Origin of the sequence: Roseibium sp. (assembly GCF_965233565.1) — a bacterium.
In the GTDB taxonomy this organism is placed as follows: domain Bacteria; phylum Pseudomonadota; class Alphaproteobacteria; order Rhizobiales; family Stappiaceae; genus Roseibium.
Genome location: NZ_OZ247494.1, coordinates 639,174 through 659,294, shown reverse-complemented (window position 1 = coordinate 659,294; position 20,121 = coordinate 639,174). Strand labels below are relative to the sequence as shown.

Below are 20,121 nucleotides of genomic sequence, written 5' to 3'. Positions count from 1 at the left end.
TGGTTCGGACGAACGGCCCGATAGCTGTCTGACTTTCGATCTTCACATTCCGCCGCCGGCCCGGACTTCAACCGCCACGTCCAGAAAACTCCTGATCAGGCGTAGTTCACGCTTGTCGGCAGGGATGGCGATGCAGTCGCGATAGCCTTCCGGCATTTCGGTAACGGAAACAGCTGTCAGCTTTTCAGACGGGAAAAGACTGTTTTCCAACAGAAGACCAATACCGAGATTGTGCAGGATGGCTTCCTTGACCATGGGGAATGTCGTTGTTCGCAGAATTCGAGGCAGGTTCAGCTGGTGCGCCTGGAACTTTCTTCGGACGACTTTCTGAGTGAGAGAGCCATCTTCAGGAAGTACCAGGGTCTCGTTCTGGAGATCGGCGAGCGAGATCTTTTTGCGTTTCGCCAGGGGATGGCTTTTCAGCATATGGGCCTTGTAGCTGGACCGTCTGAGCTCATGCGTGAACAGGGCAGGGCTCTCTTCGGGGTCGGTCACTATGGCGATATCTACCTGTCGTTCGGCCAACAAGGTCATCGCCGTGGTCCAGTTGTAGAGCGTGAAGTCGATCTGGATCTGCGGATAAAGCCGCCCGTATTGGGCGATGATCGGCATCGCCGGACGTGGGGCATTGGCGATCAGGCGAATGTGTCCGTCAGTGAGGGCGCTGTAGTCGCTGATTTTTTCGGTGACCAGCTGCTCCACGGTCGCCAGCCGGTCTGACACGGAAAACAGCTCCTTTCCTGCACGGGTCAGCTCAAGGCCGGAGCGGCGGCGGATGAAGAGCTGTGTGCCCATCCGGGTTTCCAGCTTGGCGATATGTTGCGTCACCGACGACTGCGTGACGCCGAGTGCCTTCGCGGCAGCTGAGATCGAGCCTTCGCGCGCGGCGAAGGTAAAGGCCTTGACCTGGTAGGGGCTTGGAGGGGTGTTCATGACAGTTCCATAATATCTGCGCTGCCGAACCGTAGCTCCTATTAGCGACGCTAATATTACGTCACAGACGGTTCAACCGGTGCCCCTAGTGTGCCCGCCAGACATTGGGGGCATAGATGACAGCCATATCCTTATCGGCAATCGAAAAGAGCTTCGGCACGACCAGGGTCCTGGAGGGGATCAATCTCGACATCGCCGATGGTGAATTCCTGACGCTGGTCGGACCGTCGGGTTGCGGCAAGTCGACCCTTCTTCGCATTCTGGCTGGCCTTGAGGCGCCGACTTCTGGACGCGTGGAGATCGGGGGCAGGGATGTCACAAGCGTGCGTCCGGCCGACCGGAACCTGGCCATGGTGTTCCAGTCCTATGCGCTTTACCCGCATCTGACTGTCGCGCAAAACATGATGACCCCGTTGAAACTGCGGGACCTGTCGACGGTTCAGCGATTGCCGTTTGCCGGTCCCCTGATGGCACGGGGCGCCTATCGCGCCATTCTCAGCCAGGTCGAAGACACCGCGAAGATCCTGAAGATAGATCATCTGCTTGATCGCAAGCCGGGGCAGCTTTCTGGCGGGCAGCGCCAACGTGCGGCGCTGGGCCGGGCCATGGTGCGCAAGCCGTTGGCCTTCCTGATGGATGAGCCGCTCTCCAATCTGGATGCCGCGCTGCGCATTCACATGCGATCGGAGCTTGCCGAGCTGCACCGCACGCTCAAGACCACATTCGTTTATGTCACCCATGATCAGGCCGAAGCCCTGACAATGTCGGACCGGATGGCCGTGATGATGGACGGCAACATCCTCCAGCTTGGTGCGCCAGACGAGATCTACAACAATCCGAACGACATGCGTGTCGCGGAATTTGTCGGTGCCCCGAAAATCAATCTGCTGCCCGGCACGCTCGATGAAGCCGGTCACGCCCGATGCGGGGAGATGGTTCTTGCCCGTGTCGCCGCAAATGGGGTTGTCGGTTCTGTTACCATCGGATTGAGACCTGAACATCTCGCGCTCTGTGACATGGGCGCTCCAGAATCCTTGAGTGGCCGCGTGGTGCACAAGGAAAATCTTGGCGCTGACATCTACCTGCATGTCTCCGTTCTGGATGGCGCGCAGCGGCTGGTGGTGCGTGTCTCCCCGGTTGAAGGTGCAGAGATTTCCATCGGGGAAACCCGGTCCTTTCACAGATTGCACGGGCAGGCGATGGTCTTCGGCAAGGATGGCAAGCGCCTCGACCTGTCGGAGCCGGCCAACGAAGTGGCGGAGGTGGCCTGATGCCGGATAGCAGGGCCCATCTGTGGTTTGTCGGCCCGGCCCTCACGTTGATGGTGCTGATCCTTCTGCTGCCCATTCTCGTGGCGGCGGCGCTCAGTTTCACCAGCTACAGCCTCGGCAATCCGGGGGCGGATTTCGTTGGGCTGGAGAATTACGAAAAGATCTTCACCCGTTCGACCTATGAGAAGATGTTCGGCGCCACTTTTCGCTATGTCTTCGTGGTGGTGCCGCTGTCCGTCGGGCTGGGACTCGGGGCCGCGTTGCTGATCAACTCCACAAAACGCTTCGGCGATCTCTACAAGACAATCTACTTCCTGCCGGTGATGGCGGCCCTGATCGCAATGGCGATTGTCTGGGAATTCGCGTTTCATCCGACCATCGGCATTGTCAATTCCACGCTGGAACGCGGCTGCGGCTCATTTCTGGAAGCCTGGGGCTGGTTCGCCCATGGCTGCGAACGGGGCTTCCCGCTCTGGCTCACCGACCGCGACTATGCGATCTGGACGGTGGCCTTTATCGGGGTCTGGCAAGGCTTCGGGTTCAACATGGTGCTCTATCTTGCCGGACTGACATCGGTCCCGCGTGAACTCTATCACGCTGCCGAGATGGACGGTGCCAAGACGGCGTGGGACCGGTTCCGGCTGGTGACCTGGCCGATGCTCGGCCCGACCACGGTTTTCGTGGTGACGATCTCCTTCATCCGCTCCTTCCAGGTGTTCGACACGGTCGAGGCCTTCTATCCGCAAGGCGGCGGACCTTCCAAATCGGTCTATGTCATGATGTTCGCCATCTACGAAAAGGCCATTCAGCAGAACCTGATGGGCATTGGAGCAGCCATTACCGTGGTCTTCCTTGGCTTCGTCATGTTCCTGACCCTGATCCAGCGCTGGCTGGTCGAACGCCGGGTGCATTATTCATGAGCGACACAGCCCTTTCGCAACCCAGTGCGGTGAGCGTGCCGAGCTTCCGGTTTTCCGCTGCTGAAACACTGAAACATGTGGTGCTGATCCTCGGCAGCCTCATTGTGCTGCTGCCCTTTTATGTGATGGTCAGCTACAGCTTCAAAAGCCCTGCGGAAATCATGCAGAACACCGGGGGGTTCTTCGGGGCTCAGGAGCTGTTCCGGGACGACTATTGCATCAAGCTCGGCAGGGATGTTGCCGACTGCATGGTGACGCCGGTCATCTACAACTACACAACGGCCTTCGAGAAGGCGCCGCTGCTGCGTTACCTCTTCAACGGCGTCGTTGTGACCGCATCGATCTTCTTCATCCAGGTCCTCGTTGCACTCCCTTGCGCCTATGCGCTTGCAAAACTGCGCTTCTGGGGCAGGGAGGCGGTCTTCGGCCTGGTGCTGTTCTGCCTGCTGATCCCGGTGCATGCGATTGCCCTGCCGCTCTACATCATGTTGGCGAAACTGGGTCTCACCAATTCCTATGCGGCGCTGGTCATCCCCTGGACCATCTCGGTCTTCGGCATCTTCCTGATGCGCCAGTTTTTCATGACTGTGCCGGACGACCTGATCGACGCGGCGCGCATGGACGGGATGAGTGAATTCTCGATCATCTGGAACGTCATGCTTCCGACCGCGATCCCCGCACTCCTGGCCTTTGCCATCTTCTCGGTCGTGGCGCACTGGAACGACTATTTCTGGCCGCGCATCGTCATCACCGGCGACCGCAGCCTGTTCACGCCGCCGCTGGGTCTGCGCGAGTTCAAGGGCGACGCGGATGGCGACAATTTCGGTCCGATGATGGCGACAGCGACCATCATCGTCCTGCCGCTGATCGTGGCCTTTCTGGTCGCGCAGCGGCGCTTCATCGAGGGAATTACCTTGAGCGGGATGAAATGACCGCAAGAGGTTTTGAGGCGGGACCGCCCGTTGGAGGCGGCCCCGTTACCTGATCCTGCAAGGGATCATCCGGGTGCGGACAGTTTGGCGACCGGGCCGCACCCGTGGCAACACCACGGAGAGTTTCATGAAAAAGTGTCTCACTGCAATTGCTTTTCTTCTGGCCGCCGGCTCTGCCCAGGCTCAGGACGAGAAGATCACCATCGAATTCGCCTATCCCTATTCGCATCTCTTCGATGTGACCTATGAAAAGATCCTGCCGATGTTCAACGAGCAGTATCCGAACATCGAGGTGAAAATCCGCGCCGCTTACGAATCCTACGAAGACGGCACCAACACGATCCTGCGCGAAGCCGTTGCCGGCACGCTGCCGGATGTGACCATGCAGGGTCTGAACCGCCAGGCGATCTTGGTCGACAAAGGTATTGCCAAGTCGCTGGAGCCGTTCATCCTGAAGGAAGAAGACTTCGCCAAGGACGGCTACCATGATGCCATGCTGGCGCTGGGCACGTTCAACGACGACATTTACGGCCTGCCGTTCTCCGTCTCGCTGCCGGTCGGCTACTACAATATGGACGTGATGGCCAAGGCCGGTATCACCTCCACGGACCAGCTGCCGAAGACCTGGGAAGAGGTTGTTGCCACTTGCGGAAAGCTGCGCGAAGCCGGCGTCAAGAACCCGATGTTCTGGGGCTGGAACATCACGGGCAACTGGTTCCTGCAGGCACTGATGTGGTCCCAGGACAAGCCGACCATGGAAGGCAACGACTTCCAGATTTCGTCTCCGGAAGGCCTGAAGTCGCTGGAAACCATGCAGTCCCTGTTCCGTGGCTGCGACATGCAGAACATCGAGTGGAAAGCCGCTCTGGCGTCCTTCTCCGCCGGCGAAATCGGCATGATGTTCTGGTCGACATCCGCTCTGGGTGCTGTTGAACGCGCCAAGGGTGATTTCGTTCTGAAAACCAACGAATTCCCGGGTCTGGAAGCAACCGGTCCGAAGGGCCTTCCGGCTGGTGGCAACGCCGCTCTGCTGGTCTCGACTTCCGATGATCCGAAGGAGCTGGAAGCTGCCTGGAAGTGGCTGAAATTCATCACTTCCGGTCAGGGCGCTGCCGAAGTTGCCCGCACCACCGGCTACATGCCGCCGAACAAGGCTGCCAACGAGGTGATCCTGGCCGACTTCTACAAAGACAACCCGAACAAGGAAACCGCCGTTCGCCAGCTGCCGCTGCTGCGCGACTGGCAGGCCTATCCGGGTGACAACGGCCTTGCCATCACCCAGGTAATCTATGACGGCATCGAAGGCGTCGTGACCGGTGAATATGAAGACATGAGCGAGCTGCAGGAAGAGCTTCACGAGGAAGTTCAGGACCTGCTGCCGTCCGCCAACTGATCCGGACTTCCAGGAAACGCCGCCCGGTTTCGGGCGGCGTTTTTCAATCACAACAACAATCTGGAGAAAGCGGTGAAACTTCTTCAACTCACTGACATTCACCTGACCAAACCGGGTGAGACCATCGGCGACCGGGATCCGAACGCGAATTTCCAGAAAGCCCTTGCGCATGCCATTCATCTGCATGGCGACGCAGATGCCCTCGTCATCACGGGTGATCTGTCTGACTGGGGCGATCGGGAAGACTATATTCGGCTCAAGGAGATGTTGGCGCCGGTTCCGTTCCCGGTTCACCTGTGCATCGGCAATCACGATGAGCGGGATGTGTTCCTGTCGGTCTTTCCCGAAACATCAGACGACAATGGCTTCGTGCAATCGGTCTTTGACCTTCCTGTCGGGACAGGGATTGTCCTCGACAGCTGGGGACCGAACAGCCATGCCGGCTTTTATTGCGAAACGCGCAGAGCCTGGCTGGCAACGCAGCTGGAGCGTCTGGAAGGACCGGTGTTCCTGTTCATGCATCACAATCCTGTGCCGATCGGCATTGCACCGATGGACCAGATCATGTTGCAGGAAGCAGAAGCCTTTGGCCAGCTTGTTGCCCGGCATGCCGACAAGATCCGGCACATCTTTCACGGTCATTGCCACCTGCCGCTCTGCGGGTCGCTTCACGGGGTACCGTTCAGCGCGCCGCGAGGCACGAACCATGCGGGCTGGCCAGATTTCGGCAATGACCGGAACCTGAGCGCGTCAGACCTGCCGGAGGCCTATGCCGTGATCCTTGCCGGTGACAATTCGGTCATGGTGCATATGGTCGAATTTGGCTACCAGGGCGAGATCCGCCGGGAAGGTTCGCCGGATTATGCCGACTGGGACCGGCTGACCATGGTGCGCTGACAAAAGCCTGAATTGCAGGCCCGACCGTTCTTCACTACAAGCAAAGGTGGTGCACTTTGGAAGGGCTGCGTTGGCATGGGAAAAATCATTGTGTCGCGCACAACGGGCCTCATCGACATGTTCCGCGCTTATCAGGTCGTGATTGACGGGGAACGTGTCGGAGAGGTCAAACGTGGCGGTACCGTCGAAATCGAGCTTGAGGAAGGCAGGCACGCCATTCAGCTCCAGATCGACTGGTGCCGCAGCAACACGGTCCTGTTTGATTTGGACGGCAAGACCGCCCGGTTCGTCGGTGGCAACAACTTTGACGGCATGAAGTTGCTTGTTGCAATCTTTCACCTTATGTTTTCCCGGGGTGACTATCTCTGGTTGAAAGAGGCTTGAGCCGATCGAATTGCGTTCGCCGCGTTGTTTTGCTGTTTTGATTGTTTGATTGACCCATGACGCGTCGTGCCTGTTCGGAAAGTCTTGGGGGGACTTGAAATGGGGGAAGCACAGGCAATTGATGCATGGTCCGAACTTGAAGGCACCTACAGGACCGTGCAAACCCAGGTGAGCGGTTTCGTGTCCGAAGCCGGGATTATTGGCGCGAACCTTATCCGGGACGTGCCAACGCGTATCGAATACATGCGGATGATCCGTGCCGAAGCCGACACGGTTCTGGAACAGGCGTGCGCCAACAAGAGCGCTGCCAAGGAATTCTTCGACTATATTTTTGAGCGCCGCATCGCCCTCAGGAATGCGCAGCAAGACAGGGCGACCGCGACGACGAACATAATTTCCAAGTTGCTGACAAAGAAACGCACCAAAGCCGAGCTAATTGTCAAGGCAGCCAAGGACCTGTCAAAGAAGGGCAGGATTTCGATCCAGATTTCGGATGGCATGTCGGATGCCGATGCCTTGAAGAAGATCATGGCGAGCGATGATTTTGATGATGTTCTGCTCAAGGCTATCGACAAGGGCGGGGGGAGCAGAGGCTCCATAACTCCGACCAAGATGAAATTGCAGGGGGCTGGACTGCTGATCCTAACGGTCGCCCTTGCAGGTCTCGATATCTACGTGTCGGAAGACAAGTCTTTTGCAACGACCAAAAATGTGTCTGCAATTGCCGGCGGAGCCGGTGGCGCCTGGGCGCTCGCGGCAGCAGGCCTTGCCTTCGGGGGGCCGATCGGTGGGGCCATCGGTCTGGTCGTAGGCGGTCTTGTCGGGAGTTATGCGGGTGAGGAAATTCACTTCCAGGCCCGTGGGATTAACGTCAATCCCAAGATAAATCAGTTGGTGCAGAAACACTTTGGCTGGACCTGGAATGATGAAGAAGGGCTTGCCTATGACGCGCACACGGAGTTTCTTGGCGATCTCGGATCTGTCTATGTGCTGTTCTTCCATCTGAACGAGAAGCGGAGCAGTGATTCCGACGACGTGGCTGTCGCCTATATTCAAGTTGCTCAGAAGGTGCTGCGCAAGCATCCGAGCGGAGCCCTGGCAAACGGTTTGAAATCAAAGAACGGCAAGGCGCTTTTGGATCTTCTCCATTCGATCCTTGATGCCGGCTGGACCTCGGATGTCGAATACAGCCTCATGAGCTGGCTGCAGACGCAAAAAGCGCTCAAATAAGACGAATGCCGCAGGAATAGAGCCCTGTTTTCCGGTTGGCGGCTCTTATTGAAGTGACCGGACAAACAGTGCGACGCAGTTTGTCACGGTCTCGTGGTGTAACTGTCACAATGACGGCCGGGAAACGGAGTAGAAGGCTGTTCCACCTGAATTCTGCGTGCCGGGATTGATATCTGCCTGGCATGCCGCCGCCAAGAGAAGAGCTGATGACCTTTGCCGATAAACACGCGCCGACGGGCAGCGAAGTGACCGTTCTGAAGAACGCGAGAATCGTTCTGGGCAATGAAGTTGTAAAGGGCCACTTGTCCGTTGCCGACGGCAGGATCATTGCCGTTGATACGGGCGTAGCGCCGCAATCCGGTCTTGATCTGGAGGGTGACTACCTGGTGCCGGGTCTGGTGGACATTCACACCGACCATTTTGAAAAACACGTCTTTCCGCGCGCCCATGTACGCTGGGACCCGTTGCGGGCTGCCATGGCGCATGACGCCCAGATCATCGGCAGTGGCATCACCACCGTTTTCGACAGTTTGTGCGTGGGCGCAACCATCAAGAACCCGGAACGGCGAGAGATCCTGGCACCGATGATCGATGCTCTGGAAAAGGCCCAGGCGGCCGGTATGCTCAAATCCGAGCATCTGGTGCATCTGCGCTGCGAGATCACGGATGAAGAAACAACCGCCCTGACAGAAGAAAATATCGGCAAGGACATTGTCCGCATGGTCTCGGTGATGGAGCACCTGCCGGGCCGGCGTCAGAGCAAGAATATCGAAGGCTACATCGAGCGGCGGATGGCCGAAACGGGCGACAGCCGCAAGGCGGTCGAATTGGCGACACAGGAACTGCTGAACTTCTCAGACGATATCAGTGCAAAGGTACGCCCGGCGGTCGTCGCCCTCGCTCATACGCACAAACTGCCTCTGCTGAGCCACGACGATACCGAGCTGGAACACATCGATGAGGCACTGGCCGAGGGCATCTCTGTTTCGGAATTCCCTTGCACGCAGGACGCGGCACGCAAGGCAAAACGCCATGACATGCATGTCGTCGGTGGCGCGCCGAACATCATCCGCGGCGGGTCCCAATCGGGCAATGTCGCTGTCAGCGATCTGATGGCGGAGAGCCTGGTCGACATTCTGGCGTCTGACTATGTTCCGCGTTCGCTTCTGGACAGCGCCTTCATGATCGCAGCCGAAGAGGCCCTCGACGTCGATTTGCCGACGGCCGTGCGCATGGTGTCAAAGACGCCCGCACGTGTGGCCGGCCTGACGGACCGGGGTGAGATTGCCCAGGGCCAGCGCGCCGATCTGCTGCATGTCGGCCTGCATGACGGTCATCCCTTCGTCAAGCAGGCCTGGCGGGCCGGACAGCGGGTGCTTTAGGAACGCTGTGGCACCTTTCTGGTGGTGTTTCCGAGGTGAGGGCACGGCATGGATCCCATGGTCAAGCCATGGGATGACGATGGTAGGGTGAAAGCCTGAAGCCGTTATTTTTTAACTTCGTCATTGCAGGGCTTGACCCTGCAATCCAGGACATTGCTTTTCAAATCCTGATCAGTCTTTGCCTAGGAATTCAAAAAGCGTTTCAGATCGAACCACTCCGGGTTCATTCCCTCAATGAGTTCAATCTTCCATTTGCGCGGCCAGCTTTTGATCGCTTTCTCCCGCGCAATCGCTTGCGGTGCGTAAGGGTGCTCTTCATACCAGACAAGGCGTGTGGCTCCGTAACGGGCCGCGAAGCGAGAGCCCTGTCCTGTTTCGTGCTGGTAAATTCTGATGGCCAAGTTGTTGGTCACGCCCGTGTAAAGCGTCCCGTTTTTCCGGCTGGCGAGCATATAGACCCAGAACCGTCTCATCAGTGGATAGAAAACGGCCTGGATTGCAGGGTCAAGCCCTGCAATGACGTAGCTAAGTGTATAGTGGCTGAGGCCTTGCCCCCACCTTCGTCATCCCATGGCTTGACCATGGGATCCATGCCGTGACCTTTGGGCTAGTTCAGGACTTAGCTACAACTCTCCGTAGCGGCTGCTCCGAACTCACCCCTGCCGTCCGTTTTCCTGACCACCAATGATCCGTTTTCTCAGGAACCCGGAGAAGCCGTCGATCACGTAAACCGTCAGGATGATCAGGAAGATGATTGTCCAGGCCTCCGGCCACTTGTAGGCGCTGATGCGGTCGGCGAGCAGGAAGCCGATGCCGCCGGCACCGACGATGCCCAGGATCGTGCCTGAGCGGGTGTTGGATTCGAAGTTGTAGAGAATGATCGACAGGATCACCGGCAAGGCCTGAGGCAGAATGGCGAAGCGGATGGTCTGGAGGTTGCCGCCGCCAGAAGCCTTGACACCATCGACCGGTTTCTTGGACGTGTTCTCGATTGCTTCCGAAAACAGCTTTGAAAAGGTGCCGATTTCCGAGACCGCAATGGCGAGGATGCCGGCCAGCGGACCAAGACCGAAGGCGCGGATGAAAATCAGCGCCAGGATGATCTGCTCAACAGCGCGCAGGGCGTCGAAGCCGCGCCGGGCGCTCAGGCGCAGCCAGCTGAAGGGCATGATGTTCTTGGCGCCCAGGAAGGCGAGCGGGAAGGCGATGATGGCCCCCAGAATCGTGCCCATGAAAGCCATGGCCACTGTTTCGCCGAGACCCTTGAGAATTTCGCTCCAGTCCTGCCACGTGGTCCAGATATGGGGCGGGAACATGAAGGAGAGCACGTTGCCAAAGCGTGTCAGACCTTCCAGGATACGCCCAGGTGAGAAGTCGAACGCCCACAGGCACCAGCCGGTCAGGGCGGCGAAAACGGACCAGGCGGCGATCCTGACAAGTTTCGCCCGAAGCGGCATTCCAAAAGCACCGGGTACCAGGTCCCTGGCAGCGTCAAGGGAGAGAGGTGTCTTGTTCATGATCATACTCCCTTGCCGGTCAGGCCGATGATGCGATGGCGAACTTTTTCACTGACCGTGTCAATCACGATCACGGTGACGAAGATGATCAGGAAGAGCGCGGAGAGGTCCGTGTATTCCTGCAAGGACATGGCGACCCGGATTTCCTGGCCGAGGCCGCCTGCGCCGACGAAGCCGATAATGGAAGACGCCCGGACGTTGATTTCGAACCGCAGCAACGTGTAGCTGATGATGTTCGGAACGACCTGGGGGACGATGCCGTATCTGATCTGGTCGAACCAGGATCCGCCGGAAGCCTTGATGCCTTCCAGCGGCCGCATGTCTGCATTTTCATTGGCTTCGGAATAGAGCTTGCCGAGCGCGCCGGTGGCATGCAGGCCAATGGCAAGTACGCCCGCGAGTGGACCGACGCCAAAACAGAAAACGAAAATCAGGGCCCAGACGAGTTCCGGAACCGTGCGAATTATTTCCAGATAGCGCCGGGTCAGATTGAGCACAAAGCGATTGGGTGCAAGGTTCCGGGAGGCCGGAAAACTGAGAAGAAAAGCTCCAACCACACCGAAGAGCGTTGCCATATAGGCAATCAGGATCGTTTCGAGAAGAAGCTGCAGCCAGACCTTCCAGCGCCAGAACCAGTTGGCAATGTCGGATCCGAGCGTCTCCCAATGGAGGACCGGCAAGGTCTTGTAGAGATATTCCCCAAGACGCGGCAAACCGGCCCAGATTTTCCACATGGAGACCCGGTCGCCATTGGAGAGCGTCACATCGGTCATGTCGAAAAATCCGCCGATCCAGGCGGCGGCCACGAAACAGACCGCAAAGAGCGCTGTCGAGACCGTGTTGACGCGCAGCGCGGACTTACGCGCGGCAGCATAGTCGCGTTCGAACTGGTCGATCGCCGGAGAAAGAGCCGTCATGGGAATGCCGTAAAAGGGGATAAGGGGTAAGAAAGGCGCCGACGGGCGCCTTTCTCGTATGGTTGGCTTAGCCGCCGCGGCGCTGCTTTTTCAGCCAGTCGCGCATGTCGACGATCCACTGATAGCGCTCATGGTCGACGCGCTTCCAACCCTTTTGCGGGCTGTCGTCGCCGCCGCGCATGGAGTTGAAGGCCGCCGGATCTTTTTCCGGGATGGTTTCAACGGCAACGGTCATGTCTGCGATCAGCTCGGCCGGCAGATTGACGCGGGCGGTGAACGGGCCGCTCGTGATTTCCGGGCTTTCCCAGATCGGGCAGACGACGCCTTCTTCGATCATGCCCTTGGTGATCATGCGCTGCCAGCGGCCGTCGGTGGCGTTGTTCTGCCAGGTGGCGGCACTATCATACTGTTTGTTGACAACACCGAGCACGCCGGTCTCGTGGCCACCGGAGAACGGGATGGCGGCAAAATGGGTTTTCGGGTCATAGCCCTGCTGAACCATGTTGAAGTAGGGCACGGCGAAACCCGACGTGGAATCCGGATCGGCAAACGCGTGGACCTTGCCTTTGAGATCGTCCAGGGAGGTATAGCCGCTGTCGCAACGAACCATCACGACGGAGTAGTAACCGGTGGAACCGTCCTTGTTGAGACGGGTCAGCAGCGGAACGACACCGCCATTGGTTTCGGTGTAGGCAGCTGCATAGGAAGACGAGCCTAGGAACGCGAATTCGATCTGGTCGGCGGCAATCGCCTGGATCACGCCGTCATAGGAACCTGCGGTGAAGATCTCGACTTCAACGCCGAGTTCCTTTTCAAGGTATTCTTCAAACGGCTTGTAGCGGGCGATCCGGTCTTTCTCGTTTTCGCCGGACAGAATGCCGAATTTGAGGGTTTTGTACTGGTCTTTCCAGCTGTCAGCCAGGGCCGGGGAGGCGGCCAGAACGACTGCGGAAACTGCTGCTGCGAAGATAGCCTTCATGGTGATGCTCCTGTTGCGCCGGATATCCGGCTCATCGGCGGCAAATGCCGCCCTGTTGCGCTTGATCGGGAAGCCCGGCCTGGCGCGGTCAGGCCCCAACCGCCTGCCTGGCGGGCTGGGACGAAACGTCTGTGATTGAGGTAGAAGTCACGCTCTCGTCGATGTCGGCGCCAAGCGTGTCGGTGCCATAGATCTGACGGACCCGTTCGGTCGTGAGTGCGTCCGGAGTGCCGTCAAAATGCACCCGGCCATCGCGCATGGCGATGATGCGTTCACAATAGGCGCGGGCCGTATCCAGCGTGTGCAGATTGACCAGCACCGTGAGACCGTCTGTGCGGTTGATTTCACGCAGCGCGTCCATCACACGGGTGGCATTGGCCGGATCGAGCGAAGCGATGGGCTCATCTGCCAGCATGATGCGCGGGTTCTGAACCAGTGCCTTGGCAATGGCGACACGCTGTTGCTGGCCGCCGGAAAGCGTTCCGGCCCTCTGCAGGGCCTGGGGGGCGAGATCCAGCCGATCCAGCGCCTCAATGGCCCGTGTCCGATCCTCGTCGGTAAAGCTGCGGCTCATGGAGCGCAGGAAACCCGTATGGGCAATGCGGCCGACCATGACATTGGTCAGCACATCCATCCGTTCCACCAGATTGAATTGCTGGAAGATCATGGCACAGGAGGCCCGCCAAAGGCGCAGGTCACGGCCTTTCAAGGCGGTGATATCCTGGCCGTCATTGACGATCGTGCCGGTGCTCGGATCTGTCAGCCGGTTGATCATGCGCAGCAAGGTCGACTTGCCTGCGCCCGAGCGTCCGATGACGCCTACCATCTGTCCCTTGGGGATTGCCAGGGACACTGCGTCCACTGCGGTCAGGTCCCCGAATTTCTTCGATAATTGCTCAATGACAAGCATTACGCCCTCCAAAACCGGAGTGCGACCTAGCAAAAATCTGCGCTTGGCAGATGTCTATATGATTATACTTTTATGAAGTTTTACGACAGTCTCGATGTATTTGTTTGCCGGTGAAAAAATAAAATCATGAATCTGAAGCGTAATATCAAATTGTATTTTGTGTCGCTGGAAATCAGATCAGTTTTACTGTCGTAATTGTCGTCATTTCTACATAATAAGTTCATTTTCGACGCCGCTCTTATCGTTACGCTCCACGCGCCTTGCCGGACCTGACCCGGCAACAACAGGAGCTTCCGACATGCGTTTTTTGAAAACCGCCGCCATCGCGGCTGCAGCGCTCGCTGTATCGCTTACGTCTTCTTTTGCCGACACATTCAAACTTGCCGTCACCGACGTTGAAGGCCTTGAGCGCCTCCAGCTGGAATGGGGTCCGTTCAAGCAGGCGCTGGAAAATGCCACCGACCACACATTCGAGTTCTTTCCGGTCACCAGCCGTACGGCAGCCGCCGAAGCGTTGCGTGCCAAGCGCGTCGATTTTGTCGTCACGGGCCCGGCTGAATACATCGTCATCAACAAACTTACGGAAGCCACGCCGTTGATCGGTCTTGGCCGTCCGGACTATTTCTGTGCGATCGTCGTTCGTGCCGACAGCGGCATCACCCGCCCGGCCGACCTGAAAGGCCAGAAGGTTGCCTTCGGTGACATCGGTTCCACATCCAACATGCTGTGCCCGATGCAGCTGATGGCCGACTATGGCGTTGATCCGGTCAAGGACGTCAACAAGCTGCACACGTCCCGCAACATTGCGCATGAAGCCCTCAAGAAGGGCGACGTCGCTGCGATCGGCACCAACCACAATTCCTGGCTGCGCGTGCGCAACAAGGACGAGAGCGTGCCGAACGGTTTCTTCCGCGTGATCGCACGGTCCGGCGATCTGCCGAACGACATGCTGATGGTTGCCGCCCATGTCGACCCGGCCAAGGCCGAAGGCGTGCGCAAGGCCATCCTGGACAACAAGGATGCGATCATCGCCGGCATTCTCGCGCATGAAGAGAATGACAAGTATGGCGGCATGGACCTGGTTGCCATCGAAGATGGTGCTTATGACCTGGTTCGTTCCATGTATACCACCGCCGGCTTCCCGCAATACGACAACTTCATCGGCGAATAATGGCCCAGGCCCAGTTTCAGACCATCGGCGCTCCGGCGCCGGTGGTTCCCGTTGCCAAAGAGATCGCCTCGCGCGCCTGCGAGCTGTCAGTGACGGGGCTTTGCAAGAGTTTCGGAAAGAACCGGCCGGTGTTGCGCGGCGTTTCCTTTGCCGTTCATCAACGGGAATCCGTCGCCCTGATCGGGTCGAACGGGGCAGGCAAGTCAACCGCCCTGCGGTGTGCCTTGCGCCTCCTGGAGCCGGAGACCGGATCCATCTCGCTTTTTGACCAGGACATTACAAGCGCCGGGCTTCGTCAGCTCCGGACCGTCCGGGCCGATGTCGGCTTTGTTTTCCAGAAACACAATCTCGTGCCGCGTGTGTCGGCTTTGACAAATGTGATTCACGGCAATCTCGGCCGCAGGGGCGGGGTGCGCGGCTGGACGCATTTTCTGGCCTCCTCCGGCCTGAGAGACCGGGCCATGGCCTGCCTGGAACGCGTTGGCCTGGCTGAACACGCGCTGAAGCGCGCGGATCAGCTGTCCGGTGGCCAGTCTCAGCGCGTCGCGATTGCACGGGCTCTCATGCAGCAGCCAAAGATGATCGTGGCGGACGAGCCTGTCGCCAGTCTCGACCCGGTCGCCGGGCAAGAGGTGATGGATCTCTTTCACCAGCTGACCCGTGAAGAAGGCATTACGCTCCTGTTCACCTCGCACAATGTGCAGCAGGCGCTCGACTATTCGGACCGTGTTCTGGCCATCAAGCAGGGCGCGATCGTGCTGGACGAGACGAGCGGTGCGCTGAGCGCAGCCGATATGGGCAAGCACTATGGCTGAGATAGCAAATATCAAATCCCGCCAGGTGCCCGACCGGTTCGAGCGGCCTGGTGTCTTCAAGTTCACGGCTTATGTGGCGCTCGCCGCGTTTGTGATCTGGTCGTTTCAAGGTGCGGGCTGGTCCTTTTCCGCGCTCGTCTCCGGTGGTCCGGCAATGGCCGACTTCCTGTCACGGGCCTGGCCTCCCTCCCTGGAGCGGTTGCCTCAGCTCTCCGGTGCGCTGGTCGAAACCTTTCAGATGGCGCTGGCCGGCACAATCATCGGCGTCGTGGTCAGCGTGCCGCTCGCCATATTGGCCGCCAAGGGACTGACGCGGCAGGGGATCCTGTCCAGATCGGTCTATACGGCGTCGCGTCTCCTGATTGCCCTGTTCCGGACGGTTCCGGACCTGGTCTGGGCCCTGGTGTTTGTCATTTCGGTCGGTCTCGGCCCCTTTGCCGGCACGCTGGCGATTGCGGTCGACACGATCGGTTTCTGCGGCCGTTTCTTCGCCGAAGCCATGGAGGATGTCGAAAAGGGGCCGAGCGAGGCTCTGACTGCAGCCGGAGCCAGCCGGACCGACACCATCTTCTGTGCCGTCATCCCTGCGGCCATGCCCTCGTTCATCACCACCTCGCTGTTTGCCCTGGAAAAGGCAACGCGGTCCTCTGTCGTGCTCGGCCTTGTCGGGGCAGGCGGGATCGGCATCGAACTGAAGGTGGCGATGGATTTCTTCGACTACCAGCTCGCCATGACCATCATCCTGATGATCTTCGTGCTGGTGCTTCTTGTTGAACGGCTCGGCAGCATCGCCCGAAGCCGGATTTTGGAAGGAACTTCACAATGAGTGACACACAGACCCTGGAGCGCACGGATACGGCGCATTTTGCCTGGGACAAACGCTGGCAGACCGAAGCGGGCCGTGCGGACTGGCTCAAGCCGGCCGACGATGTGGCCATGCTGATCGCTTCCCTGCAGCAGGACGGACCGGTCAAGGCGCTGGATCTCGGCTGCGGTGTCGGTCGTCATGCGCTTGCCTTTGCGCGTGCGGGCTTCGAGACCCACGCGGTCGACCTGTCCGAGGCGGGCTTGCAGGAGCTTGAAAAAAGCGCGAAGGCTGGCGGCGTGGAAGTTGCGGCGCAACTGGCGCCGATGACCGAATTGCCGTTTGAAGACAACACGTTCGACTATGTTCTATCCTTCAACGTGATCTATCACGGTGACCCGGATATCGTGAAAAAGGCCATTTCGGAAATTACCCGCGTTCTGAAGCCGGGGGGCGTCTACCAGGGCACCATGCTGTCCAAGCGGAACGGCAATTTCGGACTGGGAACCGAAGTCGCACCCGACACCTATGTGCGCGAAGGTGACGACGACAAGGACCACCCGCATTTCTATTGCAACGCGGCTGAACTGGTGGCGCTTTTTGACGGCTTTGAACTGCGCTCGTTGGAAGACAAGCTGCACAGCAAGCCGGGCTCCTGGCACTGGCACCTGGTGGCGGAACGGCTCGCCTGACCCGAAACGGGCTTGGCCTGGACAGGTCCGCGTCGGACCTGTCCAGGCGCCTAGTCGACAGCCGGCTCCGGGAGCGGTTCGTCCGTTTCCGGCGCCAGCGTCTGGTCGGCATCTGCCGTGGGCTGGCTCGTAAAGCCCTTCAGACCGCCGAACTCGCGCGCGTCGCGCTGGATTTCGACCGGGCTGAGCGCATACCCCGTTGCAAGTTCAGCAAGCGAGCGCAGCGCATGCATGTGAATACGCTCATAGCCGTGGCTGGCATCGACACCAAAGGTGATCAGGGCCGTGCGCACATCCGCACCTGCCTCGATCGCGGTCGCAGCGTCGGAGCGGTAATACCGGAAGATATCCTTTTGAAACTTGATATCGTTGTCGCGGCAGAGCTGCGCCATCTTGCGGGTCAGGTGGTAGTCGAACGGGCCGGTCTGGTCTCCCATCGCGATCGTGACGCCGAATTCGTCGGAGTTCTGACCGGGCGCAGTGGTGCCATTGTCGATGGCCACAAGCGAGGCGATTTCCGGTGTCAGGATCGACTGGGCGCCGTGACCCGTCTCCTCGGCAATTGTGAACAGCCAGTAGATATCGACCGTCGGTTCGATCTCCGTTTCAACCAGGGCCTTCAAGGCCGCCAGCATCACGGCAACGCCGGCCTTGTTGTCGAGGTGACGTGAGACAATGAATCCGTTTTCCAGAAACTCCGGTGCCGGATCAATGGCGACAAAGTCACCGACATCAATGCCGAGCCGGTGCAAATCGTCACGGGTCTTTGAATAGGCGTCAACCCGGAGCTCGACATAGTCCCAGCCCACCGGCAACTTGTCGACCTCTTCGTTAAAGGTGTGACCTGAAGCCTTCAGGGGCAGGATGGTGCCGGAATAGGCGCCGTTCTCGGAGAAGAGCGTGGTCCGGGCACCTTCGGCAAAGCGGGCCGACCAGTGCCCGATCGGCACAAGTTCAAGCCGGCCATTTTCCTTCAGCGACTTGACCTGTGCACCGAGCGTGTCGAGGTGCGAGACAAAGGCCCGGGCTGGTTTGCGGCTCTTGCCCTCAATCCGCGCCCTGACGGCACCGCGCCGCGTGATCTCGAAAAACACGTCGAGGGATTCAAGTTCCTTGCAGACATGCCGTACGATTTCATCGGTATAGCCGGTTGGGCTGGGTATCTGCAAAAGCTCGTTCAGTTTGTCCGTCAGATAGGAGATATCGATGTTCAAGAGCGTCATGATCCGGCCCGGCTCAATGTCGTCCTGACGGGCTGGGGCACCGACAGGGGGAAGAGGAAATCTACGAAGCGCTCGGCTGTGGGCTGCGGTTCGTGATTTGCCAGCCCCGGCCGCTCATTCGCCTCGATAAAACGATAATCCGGTTGTCGGGGGTCCTTGACCATCAAGTCAATGCCGGTGACCGGAATTTCGATCGCGCGCGCGGCCCGAATGGCGGCATCTATCAGCGTGTGATGGGTTTCTCCGGTGACATCGTGGATGGTGCCGCCGGTATGAAGATTGGCGGTGCGCCGAACGGCCAGCACCTGGCCTTGAGGGAGAATATCGTCCAAAGCCACATCATGAGCGTCGAGGCAGCGATCCACTTCATCGTCAATAACGATCGTGGATTCGCCGCCGGTTGCCGCCGACCGTCTTCTGGACTGGGTCTCAATGAGTTCCCGGATGGTGGCCTTGCCATTGCCGGTGACTTCCGCCGGCTTGCGCAAGGCTGCCGCAACGACCTTGTAGTCGATGACGACAAGCCTGAGGTCTTGCCCGGAAACACATTCTTCCACCAAGACATCGTTGGAAAAGGTCCGCGCCACATCAATGGCGTCCATGATCTGGCTGACAGAGGTCAGGCCGATGGCAATGCCCTTGCCCTGTTCACCACGCGCCGGTTTGACCACTACGGATCCGTGTTTTTCCAGGAACAGCGCAATGTCGTCGGCGCTACCGGCCAGGATCTGGTCGGGGACCTCGACACCGGCGCGCTCGACAATGCGACGGGTGGTTGCCTTGTCGTCGCAGATGGACATGGCAACGGCGCTGGTAAACTCGCTCAAGGATTCCCGGCATGCCACCGACCGGCCACCGTAGGACAGGCGGAAGAAGCCGCCTTCCGCATCGACGATCTCCGTCTGGATTCCCCGCCGCCGCGCCTCATTGACGATGATCGTGGCATAGGGATTGAGCTTGTCCTCCAGGGCAGGTCCGGCAAACAAAGCCTCGTTGATGGTGTTCTTGCGTTTGACTGTAAAAAAGGGCACCCGTTCGAAGCCGAGTTTTTCGTAAAGGCCAATGGCAAGGTCGTTGTCGTGGAGAACCGAGAGATCCAAATGGGGCAGGCCCTTGCCCTTGAAGACTTCCGCAAGGCGGCGCACCAGCGCTTCTCCAACACCGGGAAAGCGGGCTTGTGGTGACACGGCGAGACACCAGAGCGAACTGCCCAGATCGGCGCCACTGGTCGCCCGGCTGTGATCGATGCCCATGGCTGTGCCGACGATGCTGCCGGTGTCGTCCTCTTCGGCAACCAGGATCGTCGTGGTCCGGGGGTCGAGTTCCGACCAGAAGAACTCCGGGGGCACCGGCACCATGCCGCGGCGGATATAGAGCTCGTTGATGGCCTCCGCATCGCTGCGCGAGGACAGCCGCCGGACCGTGAAGCCCTTGCGCCGGCTGCGGGCAGGGCGGTAGGTCGCCAGATTGAGTCGGAACGTGTGGGACGGATCCAGGAAAAGCTCCTGCGGGGCGGACCCGACCAGGACATGCGGGTCGCGGACGTAAAAAGCGATGTCGCGCCGGTCCGGGCGCTCATTGCGCAGGACCTCGACCAGCTTGTCCATGTCCTGGTAGGTGTTGGCAAAAACGAGGCGGCCCCAACCGCAATTGATATAGCGGTTTTTCTGGGCTTCCGTTTCTTCCTCCAGTCTGAACTCGGGTTTCAGGCCATGTTCGCGCATGCGTTTCAGCCGGTGGTCAAAGGCGC

Annotated in this window: 20 protein-coding genes; 12 read left to right on the top strand and 8 right to left on the bottom strand. The window is 59.1% G+C overall.

What is annotated here, in order from left to right:
• Positions 1 to 42: 42 nt before the first annotated feature.
• Entirely contained in the window at positions 43 to 933 is an 891-nt protein-coding gene (locus ACO6TG_RS03130) for a LysR family transcriptional regulator (RefSeq protein ID WP_422376819.1), read from the bottom strand.
• 116 nt (positions 934 to 1,049) lie between these two features.
• On the opposite strand from ACO6TG_RS03130, the gene ACO6TG_RS03125 reads away from it, so the two are divergent.
• From ACO6TG_RS03125 to ACO6TG_RS03090, 8 genes are all read left to right on the top strand, one after another.
• Positions 1,050 to 2,204 (top strand): ABC transporter ATP-binding protein, encoded by a 1,155-nt coding sequence (locus ACO6TG_RS03125; RefSeq protein WP_422376818.1) that lies wholly within the window; start codon positions 1,050 to 1,052, stop codon positions 2,202 to 2,204.
• The gene (locus ACO6TG_RS03120; RefSeq protein WP_422376817.1) at positions 2,204 to 3,124 is read left to right on the top strand and encodes a carbohydrate ABC transporter permease; all 921 of its coding nucleotides are present in this window, start codon (positions 2,204 to 2,206) and stop codon (positions 3,122 to 3,124) included. Before ACO6TG_RS03125 ends, ACO6TG_RS03120 begins: the two co-directional genes overlap by 1 nt.
• Positions 3,121 to 4,056: a carbohydrate ABC transporter permease gene (locus ACO6TG_RS03115; protein WP_422376816.1), complete on the top strand. Its 936-nt coding sequence runs from the start codon at positions 3,121 to 3,123 to the stop codon at positions 4,054 to 4,056. Before ACO6TG_RS03120 ends, ACO6TG_RS03115 begins: the two co-directional genes overlap by 4 nt.
• A gap of 127 nt (positions 4,057 to 4,183) precedes the next feature.
• Positions 4,184 to 5,449, top strand: a complete 1,266-nt coding sequence (locus ACO6TG_RS03110; protein WP_422376815.1) for an extracellular solute-binding protein — start codon at positions 4,184 to 4,186, stop codon at positions 5,447 to 5,449.
• A gap of 72 nt (positions 5,450 to 5,521) precedes the next feature.
• Positions 5,522 to 6,346 (top strand): phosphodiesterase, encoded by an 825-nt coding sequence (locus ACO6TG_RS03105; RefSeq protein WP_422376814.1) that lies wholly within the window; start codon positions 5,522 to 5,524, stop codon positions 6,344 to 6,346.
• Between the two features lie 90 nt (positions 6,347 to 6,436).
• Positions 6,437 to 6,730: a hypothetical protein gene (locus ACO6TG_RS03100; protein WP_422376813.1), complete on the top strand. Its 294-nt coding sequence runs from the start codon at positions 6,437 to 6,439 to the stop codon at positions 6,728 to 6,730.
• 99 nt (positions 6,731 to 6,829) lie between these two features.
• Positions 6,830 to 7,960 carry a hypothetical protein gene (locus tag ACO6TG_RS03095; protein WP_422376812.1) on the top strand — a complete coding sequence of 377 codons (1,131 nt, stop codon included), beginning with the start codon at positions 6,830 to 6,832 and terminating at the stop codon, positions 7,958 to 7,960.
• A gap of 206 nt (positions 7,961 to 8,166) precedes the next feature.
• A complete protein-coding gene (locus ACO6TG_RS03090) occupies positions 8,167 to 9,342 on the top strand; it encodes an alpha-D-ribose 1-methylphosphonate 5-triphosphate diphosphatase (protein ID WP_422376811.1) in 1,176 nt (391 codons plus the stop codon).
• Positions 9,343 to 9,524: 182 nt separating this feature from the next.
• Here ACO6TG_RS03090 and ACO6TG_RS03085 read toward each other — a convergent pair whose 3' ends face one another.
• From ACO6TG_RS03085 to phnC, 5 genes are all read right to left on the bottom strand, one after another.
• Entirely contained in the window at positions 9,525 to 9,815 is a 291-nt protein-coding gene (locus tag ACO6TG_RS03085) for a GIY-YIG nuclease family protein (RefSeq protein ID WP_422376810.1), read from the bottom strand.
• Positions 9,816 to 9,995: 180 nt separating this feature from the next.
• On the bottom strand, positions 9,996 to 10,859 hold the full coding sequence (gene phnE / locus ACO6TG_RS03080) for a phosphonate ABC transporter, permease protein PhnE (RefSeq protein WP_422376809.1): 864 nt from the start codon (positions 10,857 to 10,859) through the stop codon (positions 9,996 to 9,998).
• Between the two features lie 2 nt (positions 10,860 to 10,861).
• Entirely contained in the window at positions 10,862 to 11,776 is a 915-nt protein-coding gene (phnE, locus tag ACO6TG_RS03075; protein ID WP_422376808.1) for a phosphonate ABC transporter, permease protein PhnE, read from the bottom strand.
• A gap of 67 nt (positions 11,777 to 11,843) precedes the next feature.
• Positions 11,844 to 12,755: a phosphonate ABC transporter substrate-binding protein gene (phnD, locus tag ACO6TG_RS03070; protein WP_422376807.1), complete on the bottom strand. Its 912-nt coding sequence runs from the start codon at positions 12,753 to 12,755 to the stop codon at positions 11,844 to 11,846.
• Positions 12,756 to 12,843: 88 nt separating this feature from the next.
• The gene (gene phnC, locus ACO6TG_RS03065) at positions 12,844 to 13,665 is read right to left on the bottom strand and encodes a phosphonate ABC transporter ATP-binding protein (RefSeq protein WP_422376806.1); all 822 of its coding nucleotides are present in this window, start codon (positions 13,663 to 13,665) and stop codon (positions 12,844 to 12,846) included.
• A 298-nt stretch (positions 13,666 to 13,963) separates the two neighbouring features.
• Between phnC and ACO6TG_RS03060 the strand changes: the two genes are divergently transcribed.
• Genes ACO6TG_RS03060 through ACO6TG_RS03045 form a run of 4 tightly spaced genes read left to right on the top strand, consistent with a single transcriptional unit; the run spans position 13,964 to position 17,148 of the window.
• Positions 13,964 to 14,836: a phosphate/phosphite/phosphonate ABC transporter substrate-binding protein gene (locus ACO6TG_RS03060; protein WP_422376805.1), complete on the top strand. Its 873-nt coding sequence runs from the start codon at positions 13,964 to 13,966 to the stop codon at positions 14,834 to 14,836.
• Positions 14,836 to 15,651 (top strand): phosphonate ABC transporter ATP-binding protein, encoded by an 816-nt coding sequence (locus ACO6TG_RS03055; RefSeq protein WP_422376804.1) that lies wholly within the window; start codon positions 14,836 to 14,838, stop codon positions 15,649 to 15,651. The genes ACO6TG_RS03060 and ACO6TG_RS03055 overlap by 1 nt, the downstream gene beginning before the upstream one ends.
• Positions 15,644 to 16,477: a phosphonate ABC transporter, permease protein PhnE gene (phnE, locus tag ACO6TG_RS03050; protein WP_422376803.1), complete on the top strand. Its 834-nt coding sequence runs from the start codon at positions 15,644 to 15,646 to the stop codon at positions 16,475 to 16,477. The genes ACO6TG_RS03055 and phnE (ACO6TG_RS03050) overlap by 8 nt, the downstream gene beginning before the upstream one ends.
• A complete protein-coding gene (locus ACO6TG_RS03045) occupies positions 16,474 to 17,148 on the top strand; it encodes a class I SAM-dependent methyltransferase (protein ID WP_422376802.1) in 675 nt (224 codons plus the stop codon). Before phnE (ACO6TG_RS03050) ends, ACO6TG_RS03045 begins: the two co-directional genes overlap by 4 nt.
• A 50-nt stretch (positions 17,149 to 17,198) precedes the next feature.
• Here the strand turns inward: ACO6TG_RS03045 and ACO6TG_RS03040 are convergent, their stop codons facing one another.
• Both ACO6TG_RS03040 and ngg read right to left on the bottom strand, forming a co-directional pair.
• Positions 17,199 to 18,371: an osmoprotectant NAGGN system M42 family peptidase gene (locus tag ACO6TG_RS03040; protein WP_422376801.1), complete on the bottom strand. Its 1,173-nt coding sequence runs from the start codon at positions 18,369 to 18,371 to the stop codon at positions 17,199 to 17,201.
• A complete protein-coding gene (ngg, locus tag ACO6TG_RS03035) occupies positions 18,368 to 20,095 on the bottom strand; it encodes an N-acetylglutaminylglutamine synthetase (protein ID WP_422378832.1) in 1,728 nt (575 codons plus the stop codon). Before ngg ends, ACO6TG_RS03040 begins: the two co-directional genes overlap by 4 nt.
• Positions 20,096 to 20,121: the final 26 nt, after the last annotated feature.

Excerpts from the sequence above, each read along its gene's own strand:
- ACO6TG_RS03130 (WP_422376819.1), bottom strand. The coding sequence starts at position 933 with ATGAACACCCCTCCAAGCCCCTACCAGGTCAAGGCCTTTACCTTCGCC.
- ACO6TG_RS03125 (WP_422376818.1), top strand. The coding sequence starts at position 1,050 with ATGACAGCCATATCCTTATCGGCAATCGAAAAGAGCTTCGGCACGACC.
- ACO6TG_RS03120 (WP_422376817.1), top strand. The coding sequence starts at position 2,204 with ATGCCGGATAGCAGGGCCCATCTGTGGTTTGTCGGCCCGGCCCTCACG.
- ACO6TG_RS03115 (WP_422376816.1), top strand. The coding sequence starts at position 3,121 with ATGAGCGACACAGCCCTTTCGCAACCCAGTGCGGTGAGCGTGCCGAGC.
- ACO6TG_RS03110 (WP_422376815.1), top strand. The coding sequence starts at position 4,184 with ATGAAAAAGTGTCTCACTGCAATTGCTTTTCTTCTGGCCGCCGGCTCT.
- ACO6TG_RS03095 (WP_422376812.1), top strand. The coding sequence starts at position 6,830 with ATGGGGGAAGCACAGGCAATTGATGCATGGTCCGAACTTGAAGGCACC.
- ACO6TG_RS03090 (WP_422376811.1), top strand. The coding sequence starts at position 8,167 with ATGACCTTTGCCGATAAACACGCGCCGACGGGCAGCGAAGTGACCGTT.
- ACO6TG_RS03085 (WP_422376810.1), bottom strand. The coding sequence starts at position 9,815 with ATGAGACGGTTCTGGGTCTATATGCTCGCCAGCCGGAAAAACGGGACG.
- phnE (WP_422376809.1), bottom strand. The coding sequence starts at position 10,859 with ATGAACAAGACACCTCTCTCCCTTGACGCTGCCAGGGACCTGGTACCC.
- phnE (WP_422376808.1), bottom strand. The coding sequence starts at position 11,776 with ATGACGGCTCTTTCTCCGGCGATCGACCAGTTCGAACGCGACTATGCT.
- phnD (WP_422376807.1), bottom strand. The coding sequence starts at position 12,755 with ATGAAGGCTATCTTCGCAGCAGCAGTTTCCGCAGTCGTTCTGGCCGCC.
- phnC (WP_422376806.1), bottom strand. The coding sequence starts at position 13,665 with ATGCTTGTCATTGAGCAATTATCGAAGAAATTCGGGGACCTGACCGCA.
- ACO6TG_RS03060 (WP_422376805.1), top strand. The coding sequence starts at position 13,964 with ATGCGTTTTTTGAAAACCGCCGCCATCGCGGCTGCAGCGCTCGCTGTA.
- ACO6TG_RS03055 (WP_422376804.1), top strand. The coding sequence starts at position 14,836 with ATGGCCCAGGCCCAGTTTCAGACCATCGGCGCTCCGGCGCCGGTGGTT.
- phnE (WP_422376803.1), top strand. The coding sequence starts at position 15,644 with ATGGCTGAGATAGCAAATATCAAATCCCGCCAGGTGCCCGACCGGTTC.
- ACO6TG_RS03045 (WP_422376802.1), top strand. The coding sequence starts at position 16,474 with ATGAGTGACACACAGACCCTGGAGCGCACGGATACGGCGCATTTTGCC.
- ACO6TG_RS03040 (WP_422376801.1), bottom strand. The coding sequence starts at position 18,371 with ATGACGCTCTTGAACATCGATATCTCCTATCTGACGGACAAACTGAAC.
- ngg (WP_422378832.1), bottom strand. The coding sequence starts at position 20,095 with ATGCGCGAACATGGCCTGAAACCCGAGTTCAGACTGGAGGAAGAAACG.